The 14,933-nt window shown below is 68.7% G+C and carries 17 protein-coding genes and 2 pseudogenes; 11 read left to right on the top strand and 8 right to left on the bottom strand.

Annotation, left to right across the window (positions count from 1 at the left end):
• Window positions 1-137: 137 nt before the first annotated feature.
• Together ACBR40_RS20915 and ACBR40_RS20910 are read right to left on the bottom strand one after the other, a co-directional pair.
• A complete protein-coding gene (locus ACBR40_RS20915) occupies window positions 138-653 on the bottom strand; it encodes a sigma factor (RefSeq protein WP_371249830.1) in 516 nt (171 codons plus the stop codon).
• Between the two features lie 79 nt (window positions 654-732).
• Window positions 733-1,608, bottom strand: coding sequence for an alpha/beta fold hydrolase (locus ACBR40_RS20910; protein WP_371249829.1), 876 nt, complete (start codon window positions 1,606-1,608; stop codon window positions 733-735).
• Between the two features lie 72 nt (window positions 1,609-1,680).
• Between ACBR40_RS20910 and ACBR40_RS20905 the strand changes: the two genes are divergently transcribed.
• Window positions 1,681-2,310: a hypothetical protein gene (locus ACBR40_RS20905; RefSeq protein ID WP_371249828.1), complete on the top strand. Its 630-nt coding sequence runs from the start codon at window positions 1,681-1,683 to the stop codon at window positions 2,308-2,310.
• A 275-nt stretch (window positions 2,311-2,585) separates the two neighbouring features.
• Window positions 2,586-3,338 (top strand): right-handed parallel beta-helix repeat-containing protein, encoded by a 753-nt coding sequence (locus ACBR40_RS20900; RefSeq protein WP_371249827.1) that lies wholly within the window; start codon window positions 2,586-2,588, stop codon window positions 3,336-3,338.
• A gap of 136 nt (window positions 3,339-3,474) precedes the next feature.
• Here ACBR40_RS20900 and ACBR40_RS20895 read toward each other — a convergent pair.
• A pseudogene (locus tag ACBR40_RS20895) lies at window positions 3,475-3,819 on the bottom strand (NUDIX domain-containing protein); the annotation flags it as partial.
• A gap of 388 nt (window positions 3,820-4,207) precedes the next feature.
• Here ACBR40_RS20895 and ACBR40_RS20890 point away from each other — a divergent pair.
• Window positions 4,208-4,462: a hypothetical protein gene (locus tag ACBR40_RS20890; RefSeq protein WP_371249826.1), complete on the top strand. Its 255-nt coding sequence runs from the start codon at window positions 4,208-4,210 to the stop codon at window positions 4,460-4,462.
• 77 nt (window positions 4,463-4,539) lie between these two features.
• Here the strand turns inward: ACBR40_RS20890 and ACBR40_RS20885 are convergent, their stop codons facing one another.
• A complete protein-coding gene (locus tag ACBR40_RS20885; RefSeq protein ID WP_371249825.1) occupies window positions 4,540-4,992 on the bottom strand; it encodes a MarR family winged helix-turn-helix transcriptional regulator in 453 nt (150 codons plus the stop codon).
• Between the two features lie 125 nt (window positions 4,993-5,117).
• On the opposite strand from ACBR40_RS20885, the gene ACBR40_RS20880 reads away from it, so the two are divergent.
• Window positions 5,118-6,104, top strand: a complete 987-nt coding sequence (locus tag ACBR40_RS20880) for an NAD-dependent epimerase/dehydratase family protein (RefSeq protein WP_371249824.1) — start codon at window positions 5,118-5,120, stop codon at window positions 6,102-6,104.
• 167 nt (window positions 6,105-6,271) lie between these two features.
• Here the strand turns inward: ACBR40_RS20880 and ACBR40_RS20875 are convergent, their stop codons facing one another.
• Window positions 6,272-6,496 carry a hypothetical protein gene (locus ACBR40_RS20875; RefSeq protein WP_371249823.1) on the bottom strand — a complete coding sequence of 75 codons (225 nt, stop codon included), beginning with the start codon at window positions 6,494-6,496 and terminating at the stop codon, window positions 6,272-6,274.
• Between the two features lie 11 nt (window positions 6,497-6,507).
• Here ACBR40_RS20875 and ACBR40_RS20870 point away from each other — a divergent pair, with 11 nt between their 5' ends.
• On the top strand, window positions 6,508-6,867 hold the full coding sequence (locus tag ACBR40_RS20870; protein WP_371249822.1) for a hypothetical protein: 360 nt from the start codon (window positions 6,508-6,510) through the stop codon (window positions 6,865-6,867).
• 188 nt (window positions 6,868-7,055) lie between these two features.
• Window positions 7,056-7,367 (top strand): hypothetical protein, encoded by a 312-nt coding sequence (locus ACBR40_RS20865; protein ID WP_371249821.1) that lies wholly within the window; start codon window positions 7,056-7,058, stop codon window positions 7,365-7,367.
• Window positions 7,368-7,532: 165 nt separating this feature from the next.
• Here ACBR40_RS20865 and ACBR40_RS20860 read toward each other — a convergent pair whose 3' ends face one another.
• Entirely contained in the window at window positions 7,533-7,925 is a 393-nt protein-coding gene (locus ACBR40_RS20860; protein WP_371249820.1) for a hypothetical protein, read from the bottom strand.
• Between the two features lie 402 nt (window positions 7,926-8,327).
• Window positions 8,328-9,022 (bottom strand): annotated as a pseudogene (locus ACBR40_RS20855) (FAD-dependent monooxygenase).
• Between the two features lie 366 nt (window positions 9,023-9,388).
• On the opposite strand from ACBR40_RS20855, the gene ACBR40_RS20850 reads away from it, so the two are divergent.
• The gene (locus tag ACBR40_RS20850) at window positions 9,389-9,520 is read left to right on the top strand and encodes a LuxR C-terminal-related transcriptional regulator (RefSeq protein WP_371249819.1); all 132 of its coding nucleotides are present in this window, start codon (window positions 9,389-9,391) and stop codon (window positions 9,518-9,520) included.
• A gap of 531 nt (window positions 9,521-10,051) precedes the next feature.
• Here ACBR40_RS20850 and ACBR40_RS20845 read toward each other — a convergent pair.
• A complete protein-coding gene (locus tag ACBR40_RS20845) occupies window positions 10,052-11,026 on the bottom strand; it encodes a helix-turn-helix transcriptional regulator (RefSeq protein ID WP_371249818.1) in 975 nt (324 codons plus the stop codon).
• A 56-nt stretch (window positions 11,027-11,082) separates the two neighbouring features.
• Between ACBR40_RS20845 and ACBR40_RS20840 the strand changes: the two genes are divergently transcribed.
• From ACBR40_RS20840 to ACBR40_RS20825, 4 genes are all read left to right on the top strand, one after another.
• Window positions 11,083-12,273, top strand: a complete 1,191-nt coding sequence (locus tag ACBR40_RS20840) for an epoxide hydrolase family protein (protein WP_371249817.1) — start codon at window positions 11,083-11,085, stop codon at window positions 12,271-12,273.
• Between the two features lie 63 nt (window positions 12,274-12,336).
• Window positions 12,337-13,179 (top strand): NAD(P)H-binding protein, encoded by an 843-nt coding sequence (locus ACBR40_RS20835; RefSeq protein ID WP_371249816.1) that lies wholly within the window; start codon window positions 12,337-12,339, stop codon window positions 13,177-13,179.
• A 58-nt stretch (window positions 13,180-13,237) separates the two neighbouring features.
• Window positions 13,238-14,383 (top strand): winged helix DNA-binding domain-containing protein, encoded by a 1,146-nt coding sequence (locus ACBR40_RS20830; RefSeq protein ID WP_371249815.1) that lies wholly within the window; start codon window positions 13,238-13,240, stop codon window positions 14,381-14,383.
• Window positions 14,384-14,393: 10 nt separating this feature from the next.
• Complete coding sequence (locus tag ACBR40_RS20825; RefSeq protein ID WP_371249814.1) at window positions 14,394-14,900, top strand: hypothetical protein; 507 nt, start codon at window positions 14,394-14,396, stop codon at window positions 14,898-14,900.
• Window positions 14,901-14,933 lie beyond the last annotated feature (33 nt).

Below are 14,933 nucleotides of genomic sequence, written 5' to 3'. Positions count from 1 at the left end.
CCTGTGTCTTGTCACAGGAGCCTCGAGTGTTCACGCACCCGTCTCAGGAGGTACCGCCGAACTCGGCAGGCACGAGTTCACAGGGTGCGACCGGTCCGCGGATCACCCCGACACCGCCTACGTTGCTCTTGGCCGGGTCACCGTTGGCGGAGTGCATGACCACGACGAGCGTCTCGTCCGGCCCGAAGTCCTTCGGGTCGATCCAGAAGCCGGGGCCGTCCAGCTGTCTGAGCGGCATCCGCGGGGTTCTTGACGGCGAACGCCACCACCGCGGCCACCGCCACGGCCAGCCCTGCCACAGCCACCAGCCGACGTGCGGGCCGGCACGCCGGCCGGGGTTCCCTGGTCGATGACCACGAGTTCCAGCAACGCCGCTCCCCCTCCGGCAGGTCGGCCATGGCCGACAGTGCCCGGCGGGCGGGCTCCTCGGCGTCGATGCGGTCCGTAAGATCGGCGATGTCGTCGCCGTCCAGCAACCGGCGCGCGACGATCCGCTCGACGGCGCGCGCCTCGCGCTCGCCGCGGCGTCGTTGGGCCAGCGGCACGTTACGCGCCACCCCGTACAGCCATCCGGCCTCGCTGCCTCGTCCCAGCCGGTAGGTGTGCCGGGAGTGCAGCGCCGCGAGGAATATCTCCGCCGTGAGGTCGGCCACCGTGTACTTGACCGAAGCTCGCGATGCATTACGAGGCGGGCACGGACGCGGACGGACACCGGCCGGCGCCTCAGGCAGGTCAGAGCCGGATCAGGTCGGCGACCTCCTCCGGCAGGCCGGGAGAAGTCATGACATGTCCCATCCCGGGCACGACATGCAGCACCGCGCCCGGAATCGCGGCAGCCAGCGCCTCGCCGTGACCGAGCGGATAGACCGGATCCTGGTCGCCGTGCACGATCGAGGTCGGCGCGGTGATCGACGACAGCGGAGCGAGCAGGTCAGGGTCATTCATCCACACGGCCCGGAAGTGGTTGGCCGCGGCCGCCGGATCGGTGGCCCGCGACAGCGCCAGCTCCAGCATCTCCCGGGCGGCCCGCTCGTCGAACGGCCGGACCGGCCCGTTGAAGACCCGGAACAAGGCCACGTCGGACTCCACACCCGGCGGCAGCCCGGCGTCCAGATGCGCGAGATACGCCGGAGACGGCGGCGGCAGATCATCCGGGTCGGCCGGCTTCCCGGCCCGCGCCCGTGCCCACCCAGGTCTCGGATCATGGCCCATCAGCGAGCTGGACATCACCGTCAACGACCGGACCCGCTCCGGCGCGTGCACCCCCATCCACTGCGCGATCATCCCGCCCAGGGAGGCCCCAGCCACATGAGCGGAGCTCAGCCCATGACCGTCCAGCACCGCCAGGCAGTCGCGAGCCATGTCCCCGATCGTGTACGGATGGGCGTCGAAGTCGACAACGCTGGACCGGCCGGTGTCCCGATGATCGAACCGGATCACCTGAACCCCACGCTCGACAAGCCGCCCGACCAGCGCATCAGGCCAGCTGACACCCTGAGCCGCCGACCCCGTGACCAGCAGAACAGCGGGAAGCTCCGGATCTCCGACCCGCTCCGTCCAGATCCGCAACGGCCCGGAGGCCACGAACCGCTCGTGCGCCTGCAACATGAAGGCACGGTAACGGCGACCGGCGACCGGATGCCCGACATTTACCGACGACCCGACCCATGATCGGGCACGATGTACGGCGTGACGCGGACTTCGCCGACCAACTGGCGGGCCAGGACCTGGTACGCAGCCTTGATCGCGGTGACCGGCGGCGCGGCCGTCCTGCTCGCAGCACTCAATCTCGAGGTGGGGCAGAGCATGTGGCCCGACGCGCAACCCGACGACCAGGTGGTGGCGAAGTGGCGTACGGCCGCCGCCCTGGCCTACACCTCCGGCAGTGTCGCCGGACACGTGTGCGCGCTGGTGGCCGGCCTGCTGGCCGCACGCTGGGCCAGGGACAAGACGTGGCGGGCCGGCCTCGTCACGGCGATCCTCGCCGGGGCGGGGCTGGGCCTGGCAGACCTGGCGGCGGCCTCCTGGAAGGCCGCTCCGCTCCTGCGCGAGTTCGCAGCCTCACCCGCCCTGACGGACAACGACGGCACGCAGATCGTCGACACCGGGCTCCAGCATCACGCCTGCGTCCCGGCCGCCATGGCCGTGGTCTTCGCGACGCTCCTGCTCGCGGCGGGCCTCGGGTTCGGCGTCGCTCGGGTGAGACCCGTCTACAAATGCTTACTGATAGCGGTATCTCTCGCGCTCATGCCTGTCGCCCACTTCTGGATACCGGCTGTCGTGCTGATTCCGGGAGTGGGGCCGTACTAGCGAGTGGCGGGCTTTTCGCCAGGCAGGCATGCCCCTCGTCGCCCCGACGCCGCATCCGCACCTGTCACCGAGGGGCCGGACCAGCAGGGGTGCACGATGCACCATTTGCTTCCATTTAAAGCATATGTCGCACGTCACACCCATTAATGACGATTAATCTTTCATGTTCTCCGAGTTGCGAAATCGGAGAATTTCCTCCGTTGTTTGAGTGCTTCCCGCCCGCGGGAGGATATCGGTGCCACAGAAACCAAACTGTGTCCTCACGGGGGAATTCCATGTTCTCAAAAACGCTACTCGCCTGCGGCCTGGGGGGCATCGCGCTCGCCTGCGCCCTGCCGACGCCCGCCTCGGCGCTGGACAGCAACTACAAGGGCGAGACCACCGTTGCCTGCGGACAGGTCATCACCAAATCCATCAAGCTCGCCAATGACCTGCACAACTGCACCGGCAACGGGCTCGTCGTCGGTGCGGCCAACATCACCATCGACCTCAATGGCCACACCATCGACGGTACAGGGATGCAGCCCTTCAGCGGGATCCGCAATGCACAGGTGGGATCGCGTCCCGGTTACTCCGGGGTGACGATCAAAAACGGCGCCGTCACCGGCTTCGCAAGCGGGGTCACTCTCGGGAATGGGGCCAACCGCAACGTCGTCCAGTACATCAACGCCATCGCCAACGGCACTGGGATCCTCCTCACGGGGCCAAGCAGAGGGACCCTGCTCTACCGCAACAGCGTGGTGAACAACGCCGGAGACGGCATCCTGGTCAACTCCGCTGCGACCGGCACCCGCATCGACAACAACGACGCCAACGGCAACGGCAACGGCACCTCCCCCAGGCAAGACGGCATCGAGGTCGACGCCACGGATAAGGACACCGTGATCAAGAACAACCGCGCACGCAACAACGGCGACTACGGCATCAGAGCCGCAGTAGCCAGCAGCGACGGTCACGGCAACCACGCCAGCGGCAACGACGCCCACGGCCCGAACAACCAATGCTTCAACATCAGGTGCGCCCCCTGAATGGGGGAGAGTGACATACCGACGCGGGTCCCTCCGCTCCTCAACGGAGCGGGGGATCCGACACCGGCCACCCAGACACCGCCTCCACGGTCCGGCAGCGGCCTCCATTCTCGGGTGACTTCAGGCGGAAGCACTCCTACACGTGCAGGACACGCGGCTCACCCGACGGACGTCCCCCCGCGGCCAGCACCTCGGCCAACAACCCCGGAAGCCCCACAGGCCGCAGGGTCTCTGTGGCCTCGGCCTCGACCAGCTCGGCCAAGGACCACCATCGGTGATCAAGGATCGCCTGCTCTTCACCCGGCTCCAGACAGGCACGGGTGACGGTCTGCGTGCCGCGCACCCGCGCCAGGAAGTACCGCTCGTGCATGTGTACGGGTTCGCCACTCCACCGGACGTCCGCATCGAGAGTCCACAAGCAAGGCCCCCACTCGACCTCCGTCAATCCGGTCTCCTCCATCAGCTCCCTACGAGCGCCCCGGAGGAAATTTTCCGCCCTCCTTCAACCCTCCGCCCGGGGGCACCCAGAACAACTCCCGGACCGGAGAGCCGGGGACGACGATGACACCGTCATACCTGTGTCGGATCAGAAGAATCCGATCGTTCCGATCCAGCAGCACAACCCGAGAACCTTGCCGGCTCCGCATCGCTTACTCCCATCCGACGTAGTCACCCCGTCCGTCACCCGGCAACGCAAAAGGCAACCTCCCACAACTGGGAAGCGGCCTTCGACCTAGGTGGGGCGTTCACGAATATGGCCGGCCTGGGGCGCAAGACGGGTTGAGAAGATCGCTTCCCGACTTCGCTGTGATCGTTTCCCGTCCGCCGCCGCTATCGGATCTTGATCTCAGCGTGAGAAGCTCACGCCCATGGCCGCACAGGACAACCCCCAGCAGGCGGACCGCGAGGACTTCGAGGAGGCGGCGGCGCTGCGCTACACGGTGGCCGCGCTACGCCTGCTGGGGTCCTTGGGGATCGGCGGAGGTTTTGCCGGAGCGGTGATCGAGCTGGTCTGGCATCCGGATTTCCCTTCGCTTCCCTGGCTGGCCGTCTTTTTGGTCGCCGTCATGGCCGGTGTCGGCTTGCGGATCGAGGCAGCTGTGCAGGACCGTTCATCGCGCTGAGCGCGGTTCCACTCGAGATCGCTGCAGGCGACGACACCTGCGGCGCTCCGGCGATCCACGCGCCGGCAAGGCCTTCTTCAGTCGCCGGCGGCCGACGCCTCGCCGGCGCTGAGCGTCCGCAATATGTCGACCAGTGTCGAAAGCTGCTCGGGGGTGAGTGGCCTGAACAGCTCTTCCGCCGCCAGCTCATAGCCGGCTGTCCAGTCCTGCGCCAGTGCGGCCCCTTGCGCCGTCACTCGAAGGAGTACGGACCGGCGGTCATCCGCGCTGGTCTGGCGTTCGAGTAGTCCGTCGCGGACGAGCGCGTCAACCAAGGTGGAGGCGGTCCCCTGCGCGATGCCGACCGCGAGAGCGAGCTCGGTGAGACGAACCGGCTGCGAACGCGCCACCTCCACCACCAGGCGGAATCTCGGTGTCGACACCCCGTGCTCGCCCAGACGCTCGTTGAAGTGACGTACCAGAACCTTGGCCGTACGGCTGAACTCGTCGGCGACCTGTGCTGCGGTCACGCCCTCGTTCGCGCGTGGCATCGCCCACCTCCCACTTGACGCCCCCATCGTACGGGAGGTTACATAGACGTCGATACATTGGTACCGAACTATTCGATCCCAATACATCTGAGGTAAGCGCGTGCTCAACCACAAGGAGTGAACACATGAAGATCTTCGTCACCGGCGGCAGCGGTTTCGTCGGCGGCACTCTCGTCCACCGCCTCGTCGCCGAGGGACATGAGGTCATGGCACTGGCCAGATCGGGCTCGAGCATCCAGCGGGTACGTGTGGCCGGCGCCGAACCCGTGTCCGGCGATCTCGCCGAGCTCGGCCGGGCGGGCTCCCCGGCGCCGAACTGGCTCGCCAAGCTGCGCGAGGCCGACGCGGTCGTGCACGTCGCGGCGTACATGGAGTTCTGGGGCCCCGACTCGCTCTTCCAACAGGCCAATCACGTGCCGACGGCCGCCCTGCACGCCGCGAGCGTCGCGGCCGGGGTGCGACGCTTCGTGCTGACCAGCGCCGCGTCCGTCTCCACGGGCAGTCAACGCCGTCCCGTCGTCGACGAGTCGACGCCGGAGGGCCGGCCGAACATCGCCTACAGCCGGGTCAAGCTGGCCACCGAGCGCGCGCTCCTGAAAGCCCGCAGCGGGAAGACCGAGCTGGTGGTGCTCCGCCCGCCGTTCATCTGGGGCCGCGGAATGACGACGATCAACGAGATGGTCAAGGTCGCCGAGGCCGGACGGTTCGCCTGGATCGACGACGGCAGGCACATCGTCGACTTCGTACACGTCGAGAACCTGGCCAGTGCCGCGATCCTCGCGCTCACCCGGGGCCGCCACAAGGGGGTCTACCACGTGACGGACGGCACGCCGATGCCCATCCGAGACTTCCTCACCCCCTTGCTGGCGACCCGCGGCGTGGATCTGTCCAAGAGCCGCAGCGTCCCTCTGGCGATGGCGGCGCCCATGGCGGCGGTGATGGACCGCACGGCACGCCTGCTCCGCCGGAAGACGGCGCCGCCACTGACGAACTGGCTCGTCAGCTTCACCGGCCGTGACCGTTCCTACGACATCACCGCCGCGAGGAAGGAGCTGGGCTACTCGCCTGACGTGACGCTGGAGAAGGGCCTGGCGGAGATGAGCTTCTCGTGAGGTGACGACCTCGCGCGCCGCGGTCGCAATGCCCTCGCCATGGATGCGGAGCCTCGCATTTCCCGTACTCGGTTCGGTAATCCGGCCGCACCTCGGCGACCATCCGCACCGCACGGCGGCACAGCTCGGCGGGGTAGGGAGACTCACCAGGCATGGACTCGATCCGCTCAAGAGATCAAGTGCTGGACCTTGGACCAGTCCCAGCCGACGATGTCCGGCCCACCGCACTGGGGTGGCAGCGACTCGTGCATCGCGGCGCACATCTGCGGCCCGTGACCGGGATTCTCCAGAACGGAGACGGCGTTGGCCGCGTACGTAACCGGCTCGTCGGCCGCCACTCCGCTGCCGCAGGCGGTCAGCACGATGAAGGCGAGGAAGGCGAGTGAGCGCATGACCTTCAGACGTGCGAAGCGGCAGGTCGCGCACGCCCCGCGAGCTGGTCAAGGATGCCGAGGAGCAAGCCGACGCCGACGTACGGCAGCCACAGGCCGACGTGCGCGGCGCGCAGCTCGCGCAAGCCCGCGCCGAGCAGGGCCAGGAGGACGCCCGCCGGGCGCTCGAACGCGCCGAACAGGCGGCCGATCGGGAACGGGAGACGCTGCTCCGGTCGCCCCAGGCCGAGATCAACGCGCTCAAGGCCGCCAGCGACGCGCTGCAGGAGGAGAGCACCAAGTTGGCCGAGCGGGACAGGCAGCTTACGGAAGCCCGCGCTGAAGCCGAGCAGCTGCGCGCCGCCGAGCGTGGCCGTGGCAAGAGCAAGTAGGCCCGCAGCCCAAGTGTGCCTCGAAGCAAAGACGGCGGTTAGCCAAGGCAGTAGCCCAGGGCGGGAAGGTCCCTCTTGCCTCTGAGAAGTACCCGGAAGAAAGGTATGTCACCTGCGATAGTTACGTAGCGTAGCAATTCCGCTACACAATGTGGTGGTGCTGGTTGACCTACGCGAAAGGATGCCCGATGCGCCTCATTCCTACCGCTCTCCTGGCCGCAGCCGCCGCAGGAGCGCTCGCCCTCACCCTGGCCGCCCCCGCCGCCGCAGCACAGGGTTTGGTGGTGATCGACTCGGGGTCCGGCCAGCTGGAGGTGATCCAGGACCCGGAGCCCGGCGTCTGCCACCAGGGCCTCACGGAAGTATCCACTATCGCCAACCACACCCGGGGCCTGATCCGGCTCTTCCCGGACGCGAACTGCCGGCTCCGGGTCTTCATCGTGCTTCCCCCAAGTGGCATCATTACCGGCAGATACGCGAGCTTCCAGGCAATGAGCTGAGTCCGACCACAACCCGGAAGCGCGCGAGTCCACACTCACCCTCGGGCCGGCGACCGGCCCTTATGCCAACCCGTTGCCCCTTCAAGGCGTACTTGGGGCTGCGAGCCAAGTACGCCTGACGGTAGGAATCGCGTCGGCCTCCGCCGGCCGGTGGCGGGGCGGTCGCTACGGCCATGCCGGGGTGATCACCACGGCGCCGGGCACGATCCGCTCGACCAACGGGTGCGCCTCCTCCCGCAGCCGCTTCAGGTGCTTGGCCACGGTCGTGTGGTCGTATCCGGACATCCGCGCGAGCTGCCGCGTCCCGAACGCCGGCGTGACGCCCTGGTCCATACGGCCGGCCACGGCCATGGCGCGCAACAGCATCCGGATCGCCGGAGCGACCCGCCCCCACGCTTCCCGCCGGTCAGGATCCCGCTCGGCCACCCACACGGCATTCAGCCAGAGAAGGACCTGCTGCCACGTGTTGAGCAGGGATTGCCCAGCATCCGTCCATCTCCTCGGCCAGTGGCGCCACATCCACGAGCCCCAGGACAGGCCCGTCACACTCGCCGACACGCCGCAGGCTCCAGCCCAGCCCTTCGACGGCATGCCGCCCGCAGGCCAGAGCAGACCACCACCCGCCCCATAAGCCGCAAAACCCGCCACCTTGTCGCAGCGCCCCGCTCACCGTCGGCTTCCCATGTCCAACGGCCGGATCTCGCTCCTCCACCAGCAACCTGCCACCACTCGGGCCTTCCCAGACGCCGACTCCGCAGGCCCCGAACCAGGACTAATCCAATTCGGAAACCCCTGAAACGACAAGATCCCGCCTGATCTCGATGATCAGACGGGATCCCGTCAACTTCAGTCCAGCCGTCTCAAGAACGGCCCTGGGTGGGGTGTTCACGAGTACAGCTAACCTGCGGAGCAGTGGCGTCGTCAGAGATCGTTTCCCGGGCTGTCGGGTACGGCCGGGCGTCATCGGCGGGTCCTGCATGTGGGTTTCGCCGCATTCCGGCCACCTTTCCGAGCACATACATCAACGGTGCGGGGGCGCCCGGGAGGGCCGCGTACACGAACAACGTGCAGGAACGGCGGGATGGGTCCGTACCCGGGAATGTCGAGCCGGCCGGTGACCGGATCGACGAGCTCGGCCGGCACGACGGCGTGCGCGGTGCGCGCGATCGTCTCGTCGGTCGTCACGCCGGGGAAGGCGATCCCGGCCAGCTTGCGTACGATGCTGTGCCCGCCGTCGGCGCCGATCAGGTAGCGCGTTTCAATCGTGTACGGCCCGTCCGGCCCGCTGACCTGGAGGGTCACGCCATCCGCGCCCTGGGTGAAACCGGTGAGCTCGTGACCGCGCCGGATCTCGAGATGGAGCTCGACAGCCCGTCCTCCAGCATCTGCTCGATCCTGCGCTGCGGGACCAGGAGGGTATAGAGCGGGTTGTCGTCCAGCACACTCAGGTCGATCGGCAACGCGCCGAAGACGAATCCGGGAGCGGGCCGGGGTGGGTCCGGGTTTCCAGTGAGCCGCTCGTACAGGCCTCGCCGGTCGAGCATCCGCACCACCTGACCGACCAGGCCATTGGCGCGGTTCTCCTCGGTGCGCTCCGGCAGACGCTCCAGGACCAGGGAGCGGACTCCGGCCAGGCTGAGCTCACAGGCCAGCATCAGGCCGTTGGGCCCGGCTCCGGCGATGACGACATCGGCGATCATGGCGCTGCTTCGGGCATGACGGATCGACCGGCGACAGGCCGGCTGATCCTCGATAAGGAAGACGGGGAAGGTCTGGGAAAGGTCCGGGCACACTCCGCGCGCCTACCGCGGCAATCTGATCGGCAGGGAGACAGGCCGACTGTCCGCTGGCATGACGGAGCCATGGGGTCCAGTCCTACGGCATTGCCGCCGCGGCGGCGGGATGGCCGGCGAGGTTCGCGTGGGGCCAGGCCTGCGGGTTGTCGGCCAGGTCCCGGGAGCGCGACATCCTCGACCTCATGGCCCCGCGGGAAGTCCAACACCGCCATCGCCGAACGACTTGTGCTCAGCGAGAAGACCATTCGCAACAACATCTCCAACATCTTCGCCAAGCTCCACACCACCGATCGTTCCGAAGCCATCGTCAAAGCCCGCCAGGCCGTGCTCGGCGGCTCCGCGACGACCGAGAGATGAGCGTCCAGCCCCCGGCCAAGGCGATTCCGGACAGGCCCGCTCAGCGATGACGGGTCATTTCACGATGCGGTAGAGCAGATGGGTGGCCAGCGGGGTGTCGACCACGTTGACCACCTCAAGCTGGATGTGGTCGCCCCCAGGTGGTCGAAGAGCCGCTGGCCCCCGCCGAACAGCACAGGCACCAGATGGATCCCGATCTGGTCGACCAGCCCGCCCTCATGAACTGCCGCCCGAGGTCCGCGCCGCCCATCACGGCGACGTTCTTGCCGCCGGCGACCTCCCTGGCCTTGCCGCAGGGCGCTTTCGATCCCGTCCGTCACAAAGGTGTGGACGCCGCCCTCGGGCACGTCCTCGAGCGCCCGGTGGGGGTCCTTTCACGCGGCTGATAGACCTCTCGACCATCCATCTACGCGCCGAACGCGAGCAACCTGCTTGCCTTACGTGTCTGAGCGACCCTCAGGCGGCTGACCAACCAGTTCGCTTGACTACCCCAGATAACCGCAGGCCCACTTGACAAGGACGCCCGCCATATCAGGTGTGCTGCGGCTGTGGCTCGGTGGCGCGGTGATAGCGGTCGGCGAGTGCACGCACGAGTTCGACGAGTTCCGCGGGCTCCGTCACGGTGAAATCGACGCCGAGCAGGCCGAGGTGAACGGCGAGCGCCTCGATGCTGTCCGCGCCGGTGTCCAGCAGGCAGCGGGTGTCGTCGACCGGCGTGATCGTGCCGATGGCGGCGTTGATTCGTTCGGCGAGCTGTTCGGCTGGTACGTGCACGACGACCTGGGCCCGGTATCGCCAGGCAGCCGACGACACGCCCCGGCGTACCTGGTCGATGGCCTCCTCGGGGAGATCGCGGGGGGTGAATCGGGGACCCGTCGGGGTGCGTGGGCGGAGCCGGTCCACCCGGAACGTCCGCCAGCCGGCCCGCTCGACGTCGAACCCGACGAGGTACCACCGTCGTCCCCAGTTGACCAGTCGGTATGGTTCCACCTCGCGCCGGCTCTCGGAGCCGTCGTGGCTTCGGTAGTCGAATCGCAGGCGCTCGTGATCCCGGCAGGCGGCGGCGAGGGCGCTCAGCGTGTCCGCGTCCACCCGTGGGCCCAGGTCGTCCCGGGGTACCGCGACGGCGTACCGCTGGAGGGCGCTGACACGGCGCCGGAGCCGGGTCGGTAGCACCTGCTCCAGTTTGGCCAGCGCGCGCAGCGAGGTCTCCTCGACTCCGGTGATCGTGCCCCCGGCGGCGGTGCGCAGTCCGATCGCCACCGCGACCGCCTCTTCATCGTCGAGCAGCAGCGGCGGCAGCGCGGCCCCGGCACCGAGCCGGTAGCCGCCCACCGCGCCTCGGTTGCCGTGCACCGGATAGCCGAGGTTTCGCAGGCGTTCCACGTCGTTGCGGATGGTGCGGGTGCTGACCGACAGCCGTTCGGCCAGTTCGGCGCCGGTCCACTCGCGGGGCGTCTGGAGCAGCGAGAGCAGGCGCAGCAGCCGCGCCGAGGTTTCCAACATTCTTCGAGTCTGCCCGTTCATTAGGAACGGCTTCTACCTAATTGGTTCCTACGCTGATGACCATGACGAACGACAGCACGATCGCCCCGTTCCGGATCGACATCCCTCAGGCCGAGCTCGACGATCTACAGCAGAGGCTGGCCCGGACTCGGTGGGCGGAGGAGCTGCCCGCGAGCGAGTCGGCGCCGGTCGGCCCGGTGCCGCCGGGTTGGGAGTACGGCGTCCCGGTGGGCTACGTCAAGCAACTGGTCGAGCGGTGGCGCACGGGGTACGACTGGCGGGCCTGGGAGGCGAAGCTGAACGCGTACCCGCAGTTCACCACTGAGATCGACGGCCAGAACATCCACTTCCTGCACGTGCTGTCGCCGGAGCCGGACGCGACGCCGCTGATCCTGACCCACGGCTGGCCGACCTCGGTGGTCGAGTGGCTGGACGTGATCGGCCCGCTCACCGACCCGCGTGCGCACGGCGGCGACCCGGCGGACGCGTTCCATCTGGTCATTCCGTCGGTGCCGGGCTTCGGCTTCTCCGGGCCGACCCGGGAGCGCGGCTGGAATCGGTACCGGGTGGCCCGGGCCTGGGCCGAGCTGATGCGCCGGCTCGGGTACGACCGGTACGGCGCGGCTGGCAACGACGGCGGATCGCTGATCTCGCCCGAGGTGGGCCGGGTTGACCCTGGGCACGTCTGTGGAGTGCACGTGACGCAGGTCTTCTCGTTCCCGTCGGGCGACCCCGCCGAGTCGGCCGGTCTGTCTGAGGAGGAGCGCGGAAAGCTCGCGTTCGCCGAGTGGTTCACCCAGAACCGGGGCGCGTATGACAAGCTCCAGTCCACCGAGCCGCAGAATCTGGCGCACGCACTGGCCGACTCACCGGCCGGCCTGCTGGGCTGGCACGCGCAGCTGCTCGGCGCTTCGCTCGACCCGGATTTCGTGCTCACGAACGTGATGATCTACTGGCTGACCAACACGGCCGCTTCAGCCGCCCGGTTCTACTACGAGGACGCGGCGGCGGCCCCTGTAAAGCAGAAGTCGAACGGCCGGGGCACCTCCGTGCCCGAGCCGACCACCGTGCCCCTCGGCCTGGCCAATTTCGCCTGGGACTTTCCGTCGATCCGGACGTTCGCCGACCGCGACCACAAAAATATCTTCTCCTGGAACGTTTATGACCGGGGCAGCCACTTCGCCGCTCACGACGCCCCCGATCTGCTCGTCCACGACATCCGGCAGTTCTTCCGCAAGGTTCGCTGACCGCCGCCGGTTTTTCGGCGGACCCCCTCAGCCCCCATGTCTTCGCGCGAAAAGGAAACACTCATGTATCTCGTCATCGGTGCCACGGCTCACTTCGGACGTCAGGCGGTAGAGGAGCTGGTCGCCGCGGGTGCGCCGGTGCGGGCGCTGACCCGTACTCCGGAGCGGGCGGAGCTTCCGGAGGAAGTCGACGTCGTCCGGGGCGATCTGACCAAGCCCGAGACGCTGCCGGCGGCGCTGGCCGGCGTCGAGGCCGCCTTCCTGGTTCTGCAGTACGGGATGGATGTCGCTCCGCTGCTGGCGGCCGCGGGCCAGGCCGGGGTACGGCGGCTGGTGTTCCTGTCCTCCGGGGCGGTCGTCCCAGGCGCCGAGCGGCAGCCCGACGTTATCGCCCAGTACCACCGCGATGTCGAGCGGGCCATCGAGGCGTCCGGGATCGAGTGGACGTTCCTGCGGCTCCTGTTCCCCGCCATCAACTCGTTGACGTTCGCGATGCAGCTCCAGGGCGGTGACGTCATTCGCGCGCCGTACACCGAAGCGGCCTTCAGCGCCGTGCACGAGAGGGACGTCGCCGAGGTGGCCGCGCGGATCCTGATCGGCGGCGGGCACGCGGGGCGGGCCTACGACCTGACCGGCCCCGAGTCGCTGACCCAGGCACAGCAGGTCGGCATCCTCGGCGAGATGCTGGGGCGCCCGCTCACCGTCGAGGACCTCGACCCGGAGGCGGTGCTGGAGCAGATGAGCCGGTTCATGGACCCTGAGTTTCTGGCGGCGCTGTTCGGTCTCATGGCGCAGGCGGTCGGCAAGCCCGCGCCGGTCAACGACGTCATCGAGCAGATCACAGGGCACCCCGCGCGCGCCTACGCCCGGTGGGCCGCGGATCACCGGGCCGACTTCGGCGGATGATCAACGAGGCGGGGGCGGCATCCGCCGCCCCTGCCGGATGGACGGAAAGGACGGCACGGTGGCACAGGTGCTGAGGCGACGGGAGTTGGGACGAGCTCTGCTGGCCCGACAGTGGCTGCTGGAACGGGCCGAGGCGACCGCCGAGGAGACGGTCACCCGGCTGGTCGGCATGCAGGCGCAGGCGCCGTACGCGCCCTACTTCGGGCTCTGGAGCAGGTTACGGGAGTTCGGCACCGCCGACCTGGCGGACGCGCTGACCGAGCGCCGCCTGGTGCGGGTCGCGCTGATGCGCAGCACCATCCACCTGGTCACCGCGGCGGACTACCGCTCGTTGCGGCCATGGGCGCAGCCTGCGCTCGACCGTGAGCTGGACACCGCGTTCAAGACGATCCTGACCGGTCTGGACCGTGCGGCCGTGGCGGAGTCGGGCCGGGCGCTGCTCGGCGCACGGCACCTCACCCCCAAGGAGCTCAGGGCGGCGCTGCACGAGCGGTGGCCCGATCGCGAGCCCCGTGCGCTCGCCACCGTCGTGCGCAACCTGGTACCGCTGGTGCAGGTGCCACCACGCGCCGTCTGGGGCGTCGGTGGCACCACCCGGTACGCGACGGCGGCCGACTGGACCGGAGCCGAGCCTGCCCCCGCCGCCGACTCCGAACACATCGTGCTGCGCTACCTTGCCGCGTTCGGCCCGGCCTCGGTCACCGACGTGCAGACATGGGCCGGCCGAACCCGGCTGCGTCCCGTCCTGGAGAGGCTGCGGCCGCAGCTGGCGGTCTTCCACGACGAGCGCGGGATCGAGCTGTTCGACCTGCCGGATGCGCCACGCCCCGGCGCCGACGCCCACGCGCCGGTTCGCTTTTTGCCCGAATACGACAACCTGCTGGCCTCCCACGCCGACCGCACCCGCGTGATCTCGGAGCAGGACCGCAAACGGGTCATGACGCGCAACGGGATGCGCGCCACCTTCCTGGTGGACGGGCAGGTGACGGGCGCCTGGAAGCTCCATCTGGGCAAGGCATCAGCGACTCTGGAGATCGACCCGTTCCGGCCGCTGGCCACCACCGAGCGCGCCGAGGTCGAGGCCGAGGGCGCCCGGCTGCTGGAGTTCGCCGCGCCCGGCACCGACCACGACGTCCGCAGCGGCAGGGCCACGTTCAGCGGCCGCGAGGATGCGGTGACCGGCGAGGAAACCGATCGGCAGTGATCAAGCCCGCTTGAGGTGCCGCCCCACCGCGGTCGACCTGACCGACGCCCGGCAGCGAGCCGCCCACCCGGCGGCCAAACCCCGCGTCCTGCCCCCGACACCCGACCACAAGACCGGCGAACTGCCGGAGATCCGCAACCAGCAGACCATCACCCTGCACACCGGCGAGCTGGGCCACCTCGACAAATTCCGCCAGGACCTGACCTACCTGAGTCCCGCCTGGATCAGGACCTACAAGTCTGTCCGCGCCAATACCGAAGGCATCAACGGCCGGCTCAAGGGACATGACCTCGACCTCGGCGATCCCAAGAACCGGCTCGCCCACGGACGCGTCGCCCAGACCAGCCTGGTCGCATTGCTCGTCACGGTCGCCAACCACCACTTCCTCGACCAGTGGCGCCACATCCACCAGCCCCAAAACGAGCCGATCGCACCCGCCGACACCACGCGGGCCCCGGTCGAGCCCTTCGACGGCACGCCACCTGCAGGCCAGAGCAGACCACCACCCGGCCCATAAGCCGCAAAACCCGCCACCCCACCGCAGCGCCCA

The sequence above is a fragment of the Nonomuraea sp. AD125B genome, assembly GCF_041402765.1.
GTDB classification, from domain to species: Bacteria; Actinomycetota; Actinomycetes; order Streptosporangiales; family Streptosporangiaceae; genus Nonomuraea; species Nonomuraea bangladeshensis.
This window is presented reverse-complemented; position numbering and strand designations above follow the sequence as displayed.